At 50.1% G+C, this 18,024-nt stretch carries 19 protein-coding genes; 3 read left to right on the plus strand and 16 right to left on the minus strand.

The window, feature by feature from the left end; genetic code table 11:
- From QZN53_RS07860 to QZN53_RS07910, 11 genes are all read right to left on the minus strand, one after another.
- Positions 1-921, minus strand: coding sequence for a hypothetical protein (locus tag QZN53_RS07860; protein WP_163438471.1), 921 nt, complete (start codon positions 919-921; stop codon positions 1-3).
- A 197-nt stretch (positions 922-1,118) separates the two neighbouring features.
- Positions 1,119-1,898 carry an FISUMP domain-containing protein gene (locus QZN53_RS07865; protein WP_163438472.1) on the minus strand — a complete coding sequence of 260 codons (780 nt, stop codon included), beginning with the start codon at positions 1,896-1,898 and terminating at the stop codon, positions 1,119-1,121.
- 42 nt (positions 1,899-1,940) lie between these two features.
- Positions 1,941-2,390, minus strand: a complete 450-nt coding sequence (locus QZN53_RS07870; RefSeq protein ID WP_163438473.1) for a hypothetical protein — start codon at positions 2,388-2,390, stop codon at positions 1,941-1,943.
- A 15-nt stretch (positions 2,391-2,405) separates the two neighbouring features.
- Positions 2,406-2,891, minus strand: a complete 486-nt coding sequence (locus tag QZN53_RS07875; RefSeq protein WP_163438474.1) for a hypothetical protein — start codon at positions 2,889-2,891, stop codon at positions 2,406-2,408.
- A 3-nt stretch (positions 2,892-2,894) separates the two neighbouring features.
- A complete protein-coding gene (locus tag QZN53_RS07880; RefSeq protein ID WP_163438475.1) occupies positions 2,895-3,476 on the minus strand; it encodes a hypothetical protein in 582 nt (193 codons plus the stop codon).
- Positions 3,464-3,910 carry a hypothetical protein gene (locus QZN53_RS07885; protein ID WP_163438476.1) on the minus strand — a complete coding sequence of 149 codons (447 nt, stop codon included), beginning with the start codon at positions 3,908-3,910 and terminating at the stop codon, positions 3,464-3,466. Before QZN53_RS07885 ends, QZN53_RS07880 begins: the two co-directional genes overlap by 13 nt.
- A gap of 107 nt (positions 3,911-4,017) precedes the next feature.
- Complete coding sequence (locus QZN53_RS07890; RefSeq protein WP_163438477.1) at positions 4,018-5,445, minus strand: glycosyl hydrolase family 5; 1,428 nt, start codon at positions 5,443-5,445, stop codon at positions 4,018-4,020.
- A gap of 20 nt (positions 5,446-5,465) precedes the next feature.
- Positions 5,466-7,067 carry a glycosyl hydrolase family 5 gene (locus tag QZN53_RS07895; protein WP_294652369.1) on the minus strand — a complete coding sequence of 534 codons (1,602 nt, stop codon included), beginning with the start codon at positions 7,065-7,067 and terminating at the stop codon, positions 5,466-5,468.
- 184 nt (positions 7,068-7,251) lie between these two features.
- A complete protein-coding gene (gene purM, locus QZN53_RS07900; protein WP_163438478.1) occupies positions 7,252-8,277 on the minus strand; it encodes a phosphoribosylformylglycinamidine cyclo-ligase in 1,026 nt (341 codons plus the stop codon).
- A gap of 41 nt (positions 8,278-8,318) precedes the next feature.
- Positions 8,319-9,116 carry a cyclic nucleotide-binding domain-containing protein gene (locus tag QZN53_RS07905; protein WP_163438479.1) on the minus strand — a complete coding sequence of 266 codons (798 nt, stop codon included), beginning with the start codon at positions 9,114-9,116 and terminating at the stop codon, positions 8,319-8,321.
- Between the two features lie 3 nt (positions 9,117-9,119).
- Entirely contained in the window at positions 9,120-10,250 is a 1,131-nt protein-coding gene (locus tag QZN53_RS07910; RefSeq protein WP_163438480.1) for an ABC transporter substrate-binding protein, read from the minus strand.
- A 138-nt stretch (positions 10,251-10,388) separates the two neighbouring features.
- Here QZN53_RS07910 and QZN53_RS07915 point away from each other — a divergent pair, with 138 nt between their 5' ends.
- Entirely contained in the window at positions 10,389-11,309 is a 921-nt protein-coding gene (locus QZN53_RS07915; RefSeq protein WP_163438481.1) for a hypothetical protein, read from the plus strand.
- A 46-nt stretch (positions 11,310-11,355) separates the two neighbouring features.
- On the opposite strand, the gene QZN53_RS07920 is transcribed toward QZN53_RS07915, so the two are convergent.
- Together QZN53_RS07920 and QZN53_RS07925 are read right to left on the minus strand one after the other, a co-directional pair.
- Positions 11,356-12,054, minus strand: a complete 699-nt coding sequence (locus QZN53_RS07920; RefSeq protein ID WP_163438482.1) for an NYN domain-containing protein — start codon at positions 12,052-12,054, stop codon at positions 11,356-11,358.
- Positions 12,055-12,165: 111 nt separating this feature from the next.
- The gene (locus QZN53_RS07925) at positions 12,166-13,110 is read right to left on the minus strand and encodes a hypothetical protein (protein ID WP_294652372.1); all 945 of its coding nucleotides are present in this window, start codon (positions 13,108-13,110) and stop codon (positions 12,166-12,168) included.
- A gap of 447 nt (positions 13,111-13,557) precedes the next feature.
- On the opposite strand from QZN53_RS07925, the gene QZN53_RS07930 reads away from it, so the two are divergent.
- A complete protein-coding gene (locus QZN53_RS07930; protein WP_163438483.1) occupies positions 13,558-13,773 on the plus strand; it encodes a hypothetical protein in 216 nt (71 codons plus the stop codon).
- Positions 13,774-13,870: 97 nt separating this feature from the next.
- On the opposite strand, the gene QZN53_RS07935 is transcribed toward QZN53_RS07930, so the two are convergent.
- Both QZN53_RS07935 and QZN53_RS07940 read right to left on the minus strand, forming a co-directional pair.
- Positions 13,871-15,664 (minus strand): penicillin-binding protein activator, encoded by a 1,794-nt coding sequence (locus tag QZN53_RS07935; protein WP_163438484.1) that lies wholly within the window; start codon positions 15,662-15,664, stop codon positions 13,871-13,873.
- Position 15,665: 1 nt separating this feature from the next.
- Positions 15,666-15,980, minus strand: coding sequence for a nucleotidyltransferase domain-containing protein (locus QZN53_RS07940; RefSeq protein WP_163438485.1), 315 nt, complete (start codon positions 15,978-15,980; stop codon positions 15,666-15,668).
- 49 nt (positions 15,981-16,029) lie between these two features.
- On the opposite strand from QZN53_RS07940, the gene QZN53_RS07945 reads away from it, so the two are divergent.
- A complete protein-coding gene (locus QZN53_RS07945; RefSeq protein ID WP_163438486.1) occupies positions 16,030-17,289 on the plus strand; it encodes a metallophosphoesterase in 1,260 nt (419 codons plus the stop codon).
- Between the two features lie 173 nt (positions 17,290-17,462).
- Here QZN53_RS07945 and QZN53_RS07950 read toward each other — a convergent pair.
- A partial coding sequence (locus QZN53_RS07950) for an FISUMP domain-containing protein (RefSeq protein ID WP_294652375.1) occupies positions 17,463-18,024 on the minus strand: 562 nt, incomplete at its 5' end.

Genomic DNA, 18,024 nt, shown 5'->3' on the forward strand with positions numbered 1-18,024 from the left:
TTACTCCAAATTCACAACAACTTCATCATTTTCATAAAATGTCAAACCACCACGCCATATCACACCAGAACAAACTACTTTGCCATCAATAAGACTACATAAATTAGCGTTAGGTTGCAAAATATTTCCCCAGAAATCACCAACACTAAATTTTATTGGAACATCAATAGTATCAACGCCATTTCGCAAAAGAACAGCTTCAAAAGGAAGCTCTCCGGGCATAAAGCAATACACATCATCGCCCCATGCTCTCACGTCGTCACATTTTTCAGTCCATTTCAGGTTTTCATCCAACCTTTTATACACAAGAGTCTTCGAAATTGTATCCAAAATCGCATATTGGCATGAATCTCCACCACGAGTCAGCTTATTACCTTGCGCATAAATTTTTCCATCAAGCCATGTTCTAAGTTTTCTCACATTAAAGCCTACGGAACATCCGTCTTTATTCTCCTTAACATTCACCTTATATGGTTTTTTTCCTATCTTCCAAAAGGAATACACATTCCCCATGTCGTTTGTCAAATGATTTACGTTTCCACCCCATATTACAGAATCACTCAGCTGGCCCAATCCATAGTTGAAATTTTCCTCCATACCGTTGTCCAGTGAATCAATAAACACCGGCCCATCTAACTGCACTCGATAATTGTAAATAAAGACAGCCTGATTTCCTTTACCACTTCCAACCTGGTCACCATCTTCATCAGTTCTTTCATACCAATTCCGTGCATTATACGCAATCACCAAAGAGTCATCAATAAAACCGACAATAGATTTTTCAGTTCTATGTTCAGCCCACTCAAAATGGGTACCCTCATCAAACCAGCTAGAGCACCCCCACATGCTTACGCAAGCAAGCACAAAACACAAGGCACAAAGGCGCCTTGCATACATTTTACTTACAATCCAAAATTTCATAGGAGAATCCTCCAGATTCCTAATCCTAAATTTTTTTGCAAATTAAAAATCTATTCGCTGAGTGTCAACAATTTGTATGCAATTTATAACAACAAACTACCAACAATTATTAACAGATGGCTATTTTTTGAAAAAAAAGCGTTTGTTCTAAATTTGTTTACAAATTATATTTTTGTTACGCCAGATTAAATTCATTTTTAAAATACAGGATAATCCCTGACGCATCTGACAGAAAAAAGCTCCGTTTTATTGATTGCTTCAAATCTTCCACGAAAACATACATCATCATAAACATACGCAAGTTGTTCATTATATTCATCTACAGTCCACAACACGGCGCACTCTCCCAATTTATGGAACCCCTCTCCATAACCACTAGGTTTTAAATTGAAGCCATATTCATCCGTCCCCTTTAAGCTATCCGGCCACCCATCTACAGATCTTAAAAGAGCTTCAATCTCTCTTATACTTGATTTAGGATGTCGAGCCAATAAAAAATACCAAAGTTTTTCTCGGTAATCACTCTCTGTTGGCATGCGCCAACCTTCAGGACAAATTCCACGTACATTCGAACCCAAATTGTACAATCTTGCGCCACCCTCCACACGTGCAGTATCGCCAATAGCAACACTCCACCAATACAAGCGACCATAGCGCTCGCAATTTACCGGATTTTCATCATAGCACGCACTATTTATCTCACGTGAAGAGATAAATGGCCTATTATCGCACTCAATTATATCACCTCTACCATCTGTACAAAGTTCATGAAATACGTAATAATTCAGATTTTCCGCCATCCATTCAAGGCCATTTATAACTGTGGTCTTATATGTATGGCCGTCTCTAGCATCATATAGAGTCCCAAATATTGGTTCATAATCAGGTACAGCTTCTGCCGATGCAGAAGAACCCTTTTCTTCGCTGCAACTACAAAGGAGCAGAGCTATAGCAAAACTGAAAACATGTTTTATCATAAAGTCCTCATACAAAAAGTACAAAGAAAACTTCATCTCGCGCTACCGGTACTCGTCAATTGCTTTTTCCAAATAATGCCCAGAAACAAATCCGCCAGTAATACCGACAACAAACGAAGCGGCCGAGCCAATGAAGAGGTATTTGTTATAAGGATTTTCAGTCACAAATCCACCCACAAGCATCATTCCACTAGCCCCTGCAAAAAGATATGCAAACGCCCTAACCCAATTAGACGCCTTAGCATAAGGTCTAGAATATTCGTTCGCGAGCAAATATCGCCTCATCTCGGACAAATCGTTCACGACTTTTCCATCTAGATAAAACTCCGTACCTATCAGCAAATCATCGTAGTATATCATATGATGTTCACTGGACACATCTTCTACATTTTCTTCCGCCAGCACATCTTCTTGTTCAGCAGGTAACACCTGTGCAAACAAACCACAGGGAATCAGCAACGCCAATACAATCGCTTTAAATAGGTTTCTCATCGGCAATTAATTCCATTATCGATAATCATCAATTGCAATATGCAATTCTGTCACCGACGTGATACCTAGAGCCAATCCTGCAGCAAACGATACACCCCAAGAAATCCCAATAGCTTTAGATCCCGTGGCAAGAAAAAGAGGACACGCAACAGCTGTATACAAAAGACTCCCTACCCCCAAAAACCACGTTACACGAGAAGCCCAATAATTTCCACGCGATTCCGGGTTCGCCTTTAAATATGGATAAAGCTTATCCACATCAACCTTTTCATAATCCAGTTTATATTCCCACTTCAAAAGCCCCACTTCACGATACAACATCTTGTGGCAAAGCATCGGATCTTTTTCAAAACAAGTATTACCATTGACATCATATCCATTAACAGCATCTACCTCAATACTATCTTGAAGTTCGCTTTTTAACGTGTCAGGTAACACCTGCGCAAATAACGCGCAAGGAATCAAAAACGCAAGGGCAATCGCTTTAAGCAGGTTATTCATACACTAGAAAATATTGTACTGAACAGAAAGACCGAAACCACCGACAAACAGAGTTTCGTTATTGTTGCCATTCCAACTACGGGTCTTGCCATAACGCCAATGAACCATGTTGTAGTTCGCCGTCACGCCAACAAGCAAGTTGTCCATTACATAATAACCCAAACGGAATCCGTATTTCGGGTATAAACGTTCCTGGTCAATAAATTTTTCGCCGACCTTTTCTTCCATGTAATCCGAAAAATTCGAATAGGTCAGCAAGTACGAAAGACCGCCAAACGCTTCAACATAAACATTATGAATCTTGACAGACCAAGAAACCAAATGGATATCGAGCATATACAGCGATACACTCTCGTCGCCATCGTCGTACGAATACCCCGCACGCGTGAGTCCAAAGGACATCTTGTAGTCCACCATATTTTCCGGTTCGTCAAAAACACCAACGCCAAGGGTATAGCCCACAATACCGGCCGGGCGGTATACGTTATTTTTGCACTGCAGTCTGGAATCACCCAAATTACCAAAAGCAAAAAAGGCATTCGCATATGTCGCAACAAGGAACAGGCAAAGGATTAGTACACGCATCTTGCCCCCTTCTGCTTTGAATAAATGGCTTCACGCCAATAATAAGGCATTGGACCATCAACAAACAATTGTTCTTCAGCACCACCTAAATAATTCATCACCGCATTGTGGGGACCATTCATACGGAAATTGACGTTCATCGTCCCATCCGCTTCTGGGCCCTGAGATTCAACATCCCATACGTAAACAGAATCATTATAGGGAGACTCTAGATTCACATCTTCTTTCGAATAAAGACGGGTATGAAAATGCAAGACACTGTCTACACACATCTCTGCGCACAAAAAATCTCTATCACCCATTCCTTCATAGTAATAGCACCCTTGAATATCTTCAAGTGATACCGCCTTATCGGGCGCCGTCGTAAATCCCTGATCCAAGAAAGAACACCCAGCCAAAAGCAACAGAGCCGTTGCAGCCAATAACATTTTCATAAAATGTCTCCTCGCACCCAAATCTAACAAATTAACATTCCCGCGTAAAGTAAAAAAATAGTCCCGCGAAATTATCGCAGGACTATTCAAATCGCGTTGTTTCCGGCTTATTGCACGTCACAACCGGCGCTCGGGTTGACCCAACCGTCTTCCGGAGGAGCCTCGCCCGCCTTCCAGCAATGGAGCGTATCGAGCACGTCGCCTTCCTTGAAAGTGGACCAGTCCGTCACCTTCTTGAAGTTGTTTTCTAGAGAGGTGTTGTATCGGCTCATGTAATGGTCAATCAAGTACTGCGGACATTCCACTTCTTCAATGTAGTAGGTCGGATTGTCTGCGGCCATGTACCAGTCGGCAAACCAGTGGCAACCGCGCAACAGGTTCGGGAGGCCGGCGTCGCCGAAGGCCGCGTCGCACATATCCTTGATGCAGGTCTGGTATGCGGCGAGAGTAGCGTCGTAACCGAGCTGGTTCTGGCATTCGGTCAGGAACCCGCCAAAGCCTGCGCCCCAGTTAAAGTCGCTGCCTTTTTTCACCTGAGTTGTAAGAGCGTCAAAGGCGCCCACGCCACCGCCCGGCACCATCAAGTCGAACTGACCTGCCGGAAGATTAGGATTGCCGCCAGCCACATCCATACCGATGTTAGAGGCCATCACAATCATGTGCTTGCCCTTGAGAGCCTTGTGGGTTTCCCTGGGCGGGTTGTTTTCCATCTCGTTCGCGAAGTGGCCATCGTACTGCAAGTGATAGCACTTGCCGCACTTGCTATCGGCAGTGCCTGCAACGTATGCATAGGCAAGAGTGTCGTTCACGGCAATCGGCGCCATGTCGGTGCAGGTGAACACGCCCTTTTCCTTTTCGTCACCGCAAGCGCTTCTGGTCCCGTTGTAACCGAACCAGGACTTCGTTACGTCACCCAAGGTAAAGGTGGGAACTTCGACATCGTGGATGTTGCAGTTACGCGCAGTGCCAAAGTCGGCAAGGAACGCCTCGTTGGAAGAAGTATCTGCACGGGTTTTATCGTTAGAGCTTTCCTTAAGCCAGGAACAATGCGGCTTACAGGCGTCCCAGTAGCGGGTATTCCAGCCACGTTTTGCCGTAGCGCTAATGTCCTTGGTGTATTCGGCCGGAGGCGCACCGTAAGATTCAAGAGTCGGGAACCCGTCGGGGCCCAGTTCCGGATCCGTATTCACGGAGCCGCTGCTTGCAACAGGGTCAGCGCCCGCACTCGACGTCGGATTCGTCGGATCAGTCGGGTTCGTGCCGCCCGCAGACGACGTCGGGTTCGTAGGATCGGTCGGATTCGTGCCGGCCGCGCTCGACGTCGGATTTTGCGTATTGCCAGGGTTCTGCGTGTTACCCGGATTGCTCGGGTCTGTCACTCCGCCCGAAGAATACGGATTGTCGACTACGCCCGTACCCGGGTCAACAGCCGAGTTCGGATCTGTAGCATTGTTCGAAGCGGCATCGTCACCGCAAGCGCAAATCATGGCAACCGCGCCTGCAGCAAGCATGGACTTAAACAGTTTACGTTTCATAAATCCTCGTTACGGGGCGACTAGTAAGACTTGGCCTTGTCAGCAGCTAGCTGATCCGGGTCGCAGTATTGTCCCTGTGCATCGGGAGTTCTGGAGCAGGCATCCGTGGTAATGAATTGTCCATCCCCTTTATAGTTGTCCCACTTGTCAGAGTAAAGGACATTGGTTTCAAGTTCCAGGCTGAGAGTCGTACGGTACTTATCCACCAAATACTGGGGGCATTCCACTTCTTCCCAAACAAAGGAAGGATTGTCCGCGGCCTCGAAGAATGTGGCAAGCCACTTGCAACCACGATTCAGGTGAGGCCATACAGTGGAGTCAAATACGGCCTCGCACTTTTCAATCACACATTCCTGGTATTGTTCCTTGGTCACTTGCCAGTAACCCAGTTTCTGCATGCAATAGCTCAAGACACCACCATTGTTGCTACCGAGGTCTTCCGGAGACTTGCCAATCTGCGTAGAGAGTGCGTTAAAGATACCAACACCACCACCAGGAACAAGCAGGTCGAACTGGGTGCTACTAGCATCAACATCATGACCGATATTGGAAGCCATGACGATCATATGCTTGCCCTTAAGTGCTAAGTGCGTGTCCTTTACATCCGGGCCACCATTTCCCATATTGCTGGTGCTGCCATCATACTGCAAGTGATAGCACTTACCGCAACCCTGGTTGCTGGGGCCAGCCACAAAGCCATAGGACAAAGTATCGTTCACCTTAATGGGAGCCATATCGGTACAAGTGAAGGAACCGCCAGCGCCAACTTCACAGGAGCTGGGCACACCTTCCATGCCCCACCAATAACGCTCCAGGCCCTTGCTCAATGTGAACGTGGGAATTTCAACGTCATGGATGTTGCAGTTCCTTACCGTGTAACCCGCAGCTGCATACGCGGCCTGACTGGAGGTATCCACATTATCCATCCAACTGCAGTGGGGCTTGCAGGAATCCCAATAGCGAGAGTTCCATCCCTTTTGGGTCGTGCCTGCCGCCAGGAGGTTCTTATAAGATGCAACAGGATACTTCTTGATGTCTTCTTCGGGGTTGCCGCTCGGCTTGACAGGTTCCACGCTGCTGGAGCTGGTTTCTACAGGTTCGGTGCCTGCGCTAGAAGTCGGGTCGGTCGGATCCGTCGGATTCGTGCCACCAGCAGAAGATGTCGGGTCCGTCGGGTTTGTGGCGCCCGCGCTAGAAGTCGGGTTCGTCGGATCGGTCGGGTCCGTGACGCCTGCAGAAGATGTCGGGTTTGTCGGATCGGTCGTCACAGACGAAGAACTAAACTTTTCGATGACGCCCGTTTGCGGGTCAACAGTTGCATTTGCCGAGCACATAGTAAGGTCGGCCAAATTGACATTCTGCGCAAGAGGAGCGCCGTTCAAATCCATCACGATACCGGCATCAAAGTAGCCAATTGCATTGCCGGCAAGATCGGTCACGTTACCGTCGGCATAAATGACCCAGTTGTTCAAAAGCCATGCATCGGCAGTTACGACAGCCTTCGCGCAGCCGTTATCGGCAATCGGAGTTGCAGGATTGCTCGAAGCGGAATCGTCGCCGCAAGCGCAAATCATGGCGACCGCACCGGCCGCAATCATGGACTTGAATAATTTACGTTTCATACATCCTCTTATTGTTTTTCAATTCTAAAAATAAATTCTGTTGCCCGATTTTCAAAGCAAAATCAAGTTACTAAATCATTATATGTTCCCTAAATGTACACAAAGAGCAAACCTGTGAGAAATACATCACAAAAAAAGGCCGCACTTGCGTGCAAGCCTTTTAAATTCTCTTGTTGTGGGAGGATTAGTCGCGGAACTTCACCTGCTTGGTGCCCTTCACGACTTCACCGATCTGCACCCACTTTTCGCCCTTGGCTTCGAGGTGAGCGGTGACTTCGGCTTTGTCCTTCGGGTCGATGAAGATGAGCATGCCCATACCCATGTTGAAGGTAGAGTACATTTCGTCCTTTTCGACAGAACCGGCCTGCTGGATGAGCTTGAAGATCATCGGAGGATCCCACGTGGTGCGGTCGATAATCACGTCGACATCGTCCGGCAAGATACGCGGAATGTTGCCCTGGTAGCCCGAACCCGTGATGTGGGCGAGGCCCTGAATGATCTTCTTGTTGCAAAGATCGATGAGGCTCGGATAGTAGCTGCGGTGCGGCACGGCGAGAGCTTCGCCAATGGACTTGTCCATGCCATCGACCATGGTGTCGACCTTGTAGCCGGCCACGTCGAAGAGCACCTTGCGAGCCAAGGAATAACCGTTTGTATGTAAACCGGTAGACGGGAGACCGAGAATGATGGTACCCGGCTTGATCTTCTTACCGTCAATGATGTTTTCGCGTTCCACGACACCCACGATGGTACCGGAAATATCGTAGTCACCCGGACCATAGAAGCCCGGCATTTCAGCAGTTTCACCACCGATCAGCACGAGATCGTTTTCGCGGCAGGCCTTGGCCATACCGGCAACGAGCTTGTCCATGACACCCGGTTCCAGGCGGCCCGTAGCCACGTAGTCCAGGAAGAACAGCGGACGTGCACCCTGCACCAGAATGTCGTCGCAGCAGTGGTTCACGATGTCTTGACCCGGGAGTTCGTGCGTGCCCATTTCAATGTCGACCTTGAGCTTGGTGCCCACGCCATCAACGGAACTCACGAGGACGGGGTCCTTCATGCCGAGATGGTTCAGCGTGAACAGGCCACCGAAGTTGCCCACGTCACCGAGAACGCCCTGGTTGAATGTAGTACGTACGGATTTCTTGACACCGACCATTGCTTCGTCGGCACGTGCCAAGGACACTCCTGCGTCTGCGTAATTCATCTTTTATCCTTTTGCCCAAGTCTTGGGCACGTGTTTAGCCCTTAGTGGGCATTTTGTTTTTCATCAATATTTCTGAGCGCATCCAGAATCAGGCTCGTGGTATCGGACATCTGGTTGATGTTCACGATATCGGGCATCAAGTGCGTATCGAGCTTGAAGAGCGTTTCGTCGCCCCAAGACAACATCTTTTCAAGAGCGTCTGGGCCTGCCAGTTTGCCGCACTTGGCACAGCAGATTCGGCCGTCCTGGAATGCGATAAAGCCTTTTTCGCCATTGCATTCGAACATGACCGTTCCAGTGACGCGGCTCTTTTCCATGGTCTGCGCAAAATCGATAAAGGGAAGCACCTTTGCAGAGGCCAAGAGCGAAAGCCTTTCGAATTCATCGAACGCCTTGTTCTTTGCACGCAGGCGGTCGGCGACCACCTTGTAAAGGTACACCATGATATTCGGGTTCTTGTCCAGGAACTTCACGAATTCGTCGCGCGGAATGTGGAGCACCGTGGCACCATCTTCGCTCGCGATAACCGTATTGCTCGTGGGTTCGTTACAAATGATGGACATTTCACCAAAGCACGCACCCGCATCGAGCAGGGCAAGCGTATTGTAATGGCCATCGGCCAGAATCTGACCGCAAATAAAAGCTCGGCCACTCTGCAACACGCAGAACGAATCCCCGACAGAACCACCGTTGATAATGATTTCCCCCGGCTCGTACTCGCGGATCTGCGCATTCAAAAGCAAATAGTCTGCACAGTCCCTGGGCACCTGCTGCAAAAAGGGTGTCCCAAGTTCATAGTTGGCTGCAATCCAGTCACCAATACCAGTATGAGTCTTCATGCCTTAAAAGATAAAAATATTGTGGTACCAGTCAAAACCCTTTCGGGTAGAATCGGCCCCATTTGTTGAGTTTTGTATACATAGACGCAAATTCGTAAGAATTTCGGCCGGGTATGCCACTGCGGATTCGAAAAAATCGTTCCCGCCACCGGCTCCCTTGATCGCGTCGTTCTGGTAAACGCGCTTTTCCTTGAACGCCTTGATAAACTTGACGCGGGGTTCGGCCATCAGCAAGTCCTCCACTGTCGCGAACATTCCCGGATTCACCCACACGTCGGCGCTGTCTGCCACCTGCAAGATTTCTTCGAGACTGAACTGCAAATCCTGATTCGTGTCCGCGGCCCACAAATAGCAACCGCCCGCATCCTTGATGAGGCGCGCGGTAAAGCTGTTGCCGCCCGGCGCATGCCATACGCCGCCGTAGCTCATGCCTACAAGAACGCGAGGACACGCCCAATTGTCATCCCGGGCTTGGTCCAGGATTTCCTTTATCGCAGCCTGCATATACGCATTCTTACTTTGTTCAAAAATCGAATCCGCAAGCGCCTCGACACCGAACAGACGCCCGAACAGCTTGATCCACTCGGCCTTCGCGAGCGGGCTCCGTTCCTGCCATTCCGACGTAAGCATCAGCGAAAGCCCGATGGCGCCAATGCGCTCGTAGTCGTCCATGCCGCCGCCAGTCGCAAAGTCGAACACCAGGTCCGGCTTTGTCGCCACCAGCTTTTCGAGCGAAAGCGTCGGCCCGTTACCGACCTCGGCCACTTCGCCCGCGGCGACGCGCGCATACAAAACGCTATCGACCAGGTAGCGCCCCTCGCCCACCGCCACAATGCGGTCGCGCAGCCCGAGGCGCAGCATGTAACCCACCTGCGACGACGAAAGCGCCACCACGCGTTTAAGCGGCTCGCCCAGCTTAAATCGCTTGATTAGGGTATCGCGGCCCACAATCGAGCGGATTTCGGCAAAATCCTCGCCGCAAAGCTTGCCGATTTTAAGGTTTTCGCTAAATTCCAGCGACGGAAGTTCACCGCAATCGGCCGTTTTCTTGTCGCCTTCGGCCTCGTTTTTGCAGCCCGACAGCCCAAAGGCCGAAAAAGCCATAAAAAGCCCGAAGGTGGCGCTTACGACCATTTTTCCACAAATATTCAACATTTTTAGTCCTAAAAAAGTGCGTAAATCGTTGATTTTTAACGTCTTATGAAAATTTCTAATGCAATTTTCGTAAACATAATGTATTTTATAGCCTAGATATTAGCAATGGAATCTTTTATGAAAACAAAGATAGCCTCTTTTTTGAGCATTGTTGCTCTCAGCTTGCTCACCCTCGCAACCGGCTCCTTTGCCGAAGAAGAAGAAGGGTTTTACGAAAAGGACCACGTCCGTGGGTTCATTTCTGTTGGCGCCGACTACCGCGGCATGCGCAAGGAATTCCAGCGCTATGTGAACAACATGGCCTTCCAGAACTTCGGTCACCGCGTCAAGTACGCTGTCCCCGATAGTACAGGCGAAGTCTCCGATACCATCCAGACGACTTCGTACGGTGAACTCAACTACAAAAAGTTCGATGACTGGTACTTAGGCCTGCACGTAAACGTGGGTGCCCAGTACAAGCAGTTCATGACCTGGATCGACTTCAACTTCATGCCGTCCCAGGTGTCTGAACGCAAGGCCGACTGGTATGTCGCAGACTATCCTGCAGTTGACCTGCCTCAAGGCTCTTACGCCGTAACCGACGATGTTTTCCCGCTGTATGACGTGGAATGGTTCGCCTACGGCGCCGACTGGATGTTTGCATGGAAGCTCTTCGGCGAAAACGCCCCGATCAACCTGATTCCGGCAATCGGCTTCGGTTTCAACCTGATCAACTTCCACTTCGCTTCTCACTTTGACCATTACGAAAAGGACAACGAAGACCACGTGGAAACCGTCCGCGACCGTTTCTACAGCACCTTCGCTACGACAATCAACTCCGAACTTGAACTCCGCATTGAACTCGGTCGTTTGGCTCTGGGCGGCTACATCGGTTACCGCTTCATCCGTTACAACGATATCGATGTTGAAGGTTTCACCATTCAGTACGGCGCAGTCCAAAACGGCACCGACAACGTCGGCGACACGTACTTCCTGGGCGTCCGCCTGACTTGGTACTTCTTGAGCCAGTGGGAAAAGAAGCAAGCAGATAAATTGTAATCAAAGATTCTGACTAAAAAAGCTCGGCTAAGCCGGGCTTTTTTTGTTAATTAAGGCGGCGAGGCGCGTGAGGATCGCGCCCCACCGCCACCTTCGGTCGAGGATTACGCCCTTTGCTGAACGCGTGTTCGCGCTGAAAGAAAAACCCGCGGGGTGCATCGCCGTTCGGATTGGAATCCAATATTTTTTCCATGGCCACGTAGTGGGCACAAGAGCGCTTTAGGCACGAATCCGTTTTCCAGCGGACCATGTATTTCGCCTTCGGGTAAATGAATTCCCAACCCAGCACAAGCGTAGGAACCCCAAGCATTCGCAACCTGTCGGGGAGCGGCGCATACTCGCCCTGCGTGCTTAAAAGCACCACGGCATCAAGACGCCGGTACATGGCAAACAGTAAAGCGTCTTCCATGAGCAACATGTTCGGACCCACGTAGCCGGTCTCTGCAGGGTTATTAAAATGCACGCTGTAACCGGCATCCATCAGTTTCTGTTCCAACCTGAACACGCCCTCGTGGTCGCGTGCAAACACATGCGGATCGCGGTACGGGTGGTAATAGTGCGACTCCATTTGCAAATCGCGATACTTGCCTCCCTCGAAGTAGCGTATCGCCTGCGATTCGACCCAGAGCCTTAAGCTCCTGAAGTCCAAGCTCGAATGAAAACGATGAACGTTGCGGTAATAATCGTTCACCTTCTTGAGCGTAAAGCCATCCAGGAAAAATCCTATGCGGAGCGGTTGCGGCATAATACCTCCATAAAAGACGTGCCTCTTACTAACACGCTTTTTTTGAGGTACCTAATACCAATTTCAGATGTTAAATTTTCTATACAAACTATCGCGGTTAAAAATTCGCGATTAAAGAAGCTTTTTCTTCTTCAAGTCATCCATGAGCGAACCCGGCATCCAGTCCTTGAGTTCCTTGAACTTCGGGTCGTCCAAAGTCTTGCGCCAGGCTTCGGCCTTTGCCTTGTCGCCCTTGTCGCTGTAAATGCGAATCAAGTTCAACGCCGAGCACCAGTAGCGAATGCTCTTGCCTGTACGCTTTAAATAGTCGGCGGCGCTACGTTCGTAAATGCCCGCGGCCTCGCCATACTTTTTGAGGCGATAAAGCATGTCGGCCTTAATCTGCAACATGACCGGGTGATTCGGCGCGCGCTTGAGTCCGCGTTCGGCAAGCTTAAGGCCTGTCGAAAAATCTTCCTTGTCGTAATGCATCCAAATGAGCGGCGTCAGGAACAGCGGCCAGAAACGTTCGGACTTTTGCGAGGCACTGTCGAGAATGGCCAGGTAAAGATCGCGGTTGTCCGACTTGAACGGCACCCAGCTAAAACTCTTGTCTATGTAGTAGGCGTAAATGGCAAAGAAGGCGCGTGCCTCGAGTTCCTTGGAATCTTCGAATGCCTTGGCTGCAGAGCGCGTGGTCATTGCCCCTTTGACCGAATGCCCCGTCTCGCCCTGTACGAAACCCATCTCAAAACGGCGCAAGGCATCCCATAGGCCAGCGGTCTTGCAGTTTTCCAAATACTTGCCCGCCTTCTGGAGTGCAGCCGTATCGCCCTTGTCGTCGTAAACGCTAATGCGCACGATATTTTCGAGCACGCAGCCCGCGCCCTCGTTTTCGGCACGGAGTTTCTTGGCAAGTTCCAGGGCATCGCCATAGCGCAGCGCCATGGTCGCCGAAGTCGCCTTGGACCAGAGTTCCGCCTGCCCCTGGGGAAGCGAAAGCGTAAGGGGTTCATCGGCAAGGCAAACGGTAGCCAAAGCAAAAAGGGCACAAAATATCGTCTTCAAAAATCGCATTGGTGCAAATTTAGAAAATATGGCAACCCATGAAACGGCCTTAAATCTGTTGATAAACTATGGATAAAAAAGGCCAATTCACGATTTATCCACAAGAAAAATGCTAGTTTTGACGATTCTCGAAAACTTATTTTCCTTATTTTTTACTCCAAATTGGAATATCGATTTTGGCCCCCGTTCCGGGGTAAAAGCGGCCTCGGCAAGCGCACGTTAACGCGTTGACAGGCAACAAGTTAAGGTCCGCCATTTTAGACAAAAGTACTGAATTTTCGAAAAAAACGCCAAAATTAGGAAATTGTTTCTTAAACCTTACATACCTTTTTGGCTATTGCCTAGGCACGCAAAATTATCTATAACTAGCATAGGAGATAAACAGTTTATCAACATATAAACAACAATTTCACATTAAAAAAGGCAAAACCAGGAATAACACGCGACGGAGGTCTTATGAAGCTTTTCCATAAAACATCTGCATTGTCATTCTACATGATCCACTCCGGCTTCATGGCGTTCAAGACCCGCGTCAAAGAAGAACTCGACGCCGCCGGTGGCGGAAACCTGGACGACCTCCTGGACGATGACAGCCTGCATGCCTACTACCGCAACGGGGATTCCCCGGACTACGTGGCAGCCTCGCTCTGCCCCACCTGCGAAGACGACTAGATTTCTCTCCCTCCTAGAAACAAAAAAATTCCCGTAGCGCGCCGCTGCGGGAATTTTTGATATCTCTCGTTGTAGCCGCGAAGCGGCGTTCTCTTGCTTACTTAGCCGGGCAGCCTTCGACAGTTTCGAACTTGCCCTTGTTCACGGTCACGATCTTGGTGTTCATGTTCATGCCGCGCTTGAACTTGATTTCACCGTACACGCCCTGGAAGTTCGCGGTGTAGTTGATCAGGTTCGTGAGGCTGTTCGGGTTCTTGGCCATGGAGCTGAACACGATGTTGGCGGCGTCGTAGCTGAGTCCGCTGACTCGGTCTTCGCCGGGTTCTGCACCCCAGCGTTCCTTGAAGTCGCTCACGAACTTCTTGAGGCCGTCGTTGTTGCCGCCCATGTCCATGGCGGGCACGCTAAAGTAGGAGCTGTCGACCTGGCGCTTGCCCTGGATCAGGAGCTCGCGGCCATACCAGCCGGAGGCGCCGAGCAGCACGCCCGAAATCTTGTTGAAGGCCACCTGGCCTGCCATGAGGCCGGCGTCACCCGGGTTCGTCGCCGGAATGAAGATGCCCGGAATGTTGAACGTGGAGTCCTGCATGTAGAAGCGGCGTTCCTTGGCGTTCACGGCGTCGAGGTCAGAGGCACCGCGGGCAATGTTCTGGCGGCGGTTGATCTGCTTGAAGCGCACATCGCGAAGCAGGCTGAATTCGGTCTTGTAGTCGGGGCGGCCTTCTTCGTAGTTGCGGAAGGCGATCACGGAGCCGCCGCGACGTTCCACGGCGGTAGTAAAGCTCTGCGACATCGAGGCGCCATAGCCACCGAGCGGGCTCAAGATGGCGTATTCGCGGATGTTCAGGCACTTGGTGGCGAAGTCGGCGATGCTTCTGGCGAGGTTATCCATGGTGATGTTCACCTGGAAAATGTTCGGGCCCATCTTGGCGATACCGTCGTCGGTAGCGGTCGGGGTGAGCATCGGGATGTTCTGGAAGTTGCTACCGAGCCAGGCGGCAACGGTTGCGGCCGGGGCACTCATGATGGGGCCGATGATGGCCACAATGCTGTCCTGGTTAATGGCCTGCTGCGTACGCAAAAGCGCCTGGGCGGCGTCAGCACGGGTATCGGCCACGCGCAGGTTCACCTTGCCCTTGAGTCCGGCCTTTTCGTGGGCAAGAATCACGCCCTGAATAGCCGCCGCGCCAAATTCGGCGTAGTCGCCAGAAAGGGGGGCGAGCACCAAGACCGTCGGCATACCGGCGCCGCGGTCTTCCAAGGATTCAAGCCCCTTCTCGGCGGTGTTGGAGAGGTTTTCGGCTACCCCACCTGCCACAACCTTCTTGTACCAGTAACGGGCTGCCTTGTAACGCTTGGAGTTCTGGCATTCGCGGCCGATCTGCAGCTGCATCCAGCCCACGATGTCCTTATCGACCGGGTACTTTTCCAAAAGGGCCTGCAACTGGTCGGCAGTCAAGAGAGAGGCGGCCAACGTCTGGATGGCGACATCCTTGGTGCGGCTGCGGGCGGCTGGGTTCTTGGAGTAGGCCAGAATGCGGAGCATGGCTTCTACACCTTCGTAGACATTCCCCTTTTCAACCAGCACGATGGCGTTAGCCAGTTCCATACGTTCACGGTAAACCGTGTTCACGTAGTATTCCAGGAATCGGGAAGAAAGCTTCAGGGCTTCGTCGCGCTTGTGTTCGCGCAAGTAGCATTCCGTGAGCATCACGGCGGCCTTTTCGCCCGAGGACTTGCGGAAGCTTGACTTGTAGACCTTCTGGAGCGGGGCAATCGCCTCGGCACACTGGCCGTTCTGGATTAAGTTCTTTGCCTCACGAATTTCGTCCTGGGCAAAAGCGGAAGCGGCAAGCATTGCCACCAAAGCAAAGGGTAAAAGACGTTTCATACTAGGATTCCGCAGCGGCTTGAACCACGTCGTGTTCTTTCTTGATTTGTTTTTGGAGAGATTCGGGGAGCTTAGCCCAGTCCATGACATCGACCCGGAACGGGAGTCCGCTATCGACAAAAGCCTTTTCAACAGCGGTCATCGCCTCGAAAGAAAGGGGACTTTCTGAAATAACCACCAATTCCAGTTCCGTATCGGGCGTGAGATCCACTCCCGTGACACGGGCTCCATGCGCCCAAACTTCGAGCCCTTCGAAATGGAGGGCCAAGATCCTCTGGACCTTTTCCAAATGATCTGATTCAATACATAAAGCCATACGGGGTCAAATATAGTTAACTCAAAAAAAGTTTTGCTATTATTGAAACATGATTGCGTTCCTATTTATACTGCTTATCGGCCTTGCGCTGATTTATATTAACGTCAGCAGCGTCGCCAAAGATAAAACAGGTAAAATTATCGGCGCAGCCGTGCTGTTCGTGCTCTTTTTGGGCATGTTCTTGCGCTCTACACTGATCGGTAGTTTAATTGTCACCTTTTTTGCGGTCTGGCTCCCGAACTCTCTAATTCTTTACATTCCCTGGACGCTCTACAGAATCGGTTACTACTTTACGCAGCCGCATCACCTGAGCCGCCACCTGGTACGCCGCGTAAGCCGCTACCTGCTCGGAATCACATGCGCATTCACGTTCATATTCATCGGCTACGGCATGCAGCACAACGATGAATACAAGACGAACTTGCTTACTATCGACTTGCCGGGCGTTTACACCGAAAGCTTTACCGCCATATTCTTTAGCGACATTCACGTAGACCCGCTGTTCAAGGCCCAAAAGCTTGAACGCCTTATTGCACAAGTCGATTCCATCAAGCCCGACTACTTGTTATTCGGCGGTGACCTCGCAGATATTACCACCGAAAAGATGGACCACGCGGGTTACGATAGTTTGTTCAAAAAACTGACCGCCGGAGCGAAAGTGGCGGCAGTTGCCATCAACGGAAATCACGAAGCGTTCATGGCGAACTCGGACAACAGCCCCGAAGAATGGATGCGCAAGGTAGGCTTCGTGGTGCTCGACGATTCTACCGCATGCCTGGGCGGCGTCTGCTTTACGGGCCGCACCGACTTTACGGTTGCCCGCAGCAGGGACACCGAACGCAAACCGCTTAGCGAACTCATTCCCGATTCTATAAAGATCGTGGAACACCCCAAGGATTCTACGGACTCGCTCGCCGACACCACTAAGGTAGCCGACTCTCAAGCGAGCGCAGCCACCGTGCAAGATTCAACCGCAGATTCGGCAGTTGTCGCTACCGTTACTTACGACACAATTCCACTTTACCGCCCGTGGATTCTCTTGGACCACCAGCCCAAGGGAATCGAAAAAACTCACGCCGGAAGGCTCCCGGACTTTGCGCTTTCGGGCCACACCCATGACGGGCAATTCTTCCCCATTACCTTCATTATCGACTACGTGTGGAAACTCGCCTACGGCAAGGGCGCGCTCAGCGGCGTGCTCTGGCTCGTGAGCTCCGGCTTCGATTGCTGGGGCCCGCCCGTCCGCTTAGGGAGCGATTCCGAAATCTGGGTCATCAAATTCAAGGCGAAAAACCAAGAAAATCAGTAAAAACTTCAAAAGCGCCAAACAAGGCGCTTTTTGATATTAAAAGAATTGTGACGATTGATTATTAGAATGGCACGATTAAAAAAGTTGTTAGCACATTTTTTTCATTCTTTAATCCTTGATACAACGAATGCTATGGCGAGCAGCATTAAAAAAAACTCCCATTTTTCCCTATATCAATCTCTAATGCATCGAATTGTGTAGTAACTGCCACCACTATAGAAATATCCTATCTTTCTACCAAACGAGACAATATAATTACCCGTTTCATATATCGCTGTAGCGGAAAGAAAAAATGCAGAATTTTCCTCTCCCGAGCTTTCATAAGAAAAGTATCCTGCAGGTAACACGGAAAAGCCACATGCATCTATTCCCGCTCCCCAGTTGCTATTTTCCCAACCATTTTCGGACTTTAATCTTGATGCAACAGCCATTGAATCAGTTCCACCCATATACGACTGCAAAAGTTCCCATTCAGCCAATTTAGGCAAGTGCCAGCCGGGCGGACACACAGAATCAATAAAGTCCCAATTTATGGTATCACGCCCTGTATTCCGATCCTGCCAAGTATACCTATACAATCTGCCATACAGTTCACACTTCGACTCATCCTTGCCTTGGCAAATACTGCCCACAGCATTGTAGTTCAAGTTTTCGGCCATCCATACTTGGTCACCGATAGTCGTGTACTTATATTCCTGACCATCACGCTCGTCTACAAACGTGCCACGGTTCGGC

This window comes from uncultured Fibrobacter sp. (genome assembly GCF_900316465.1).
GTDB lineage: Bacteria > Fibrobacterota > Fibrobacteria > Fibrobacterales > Fibrobacteraceae > Fibrobacter.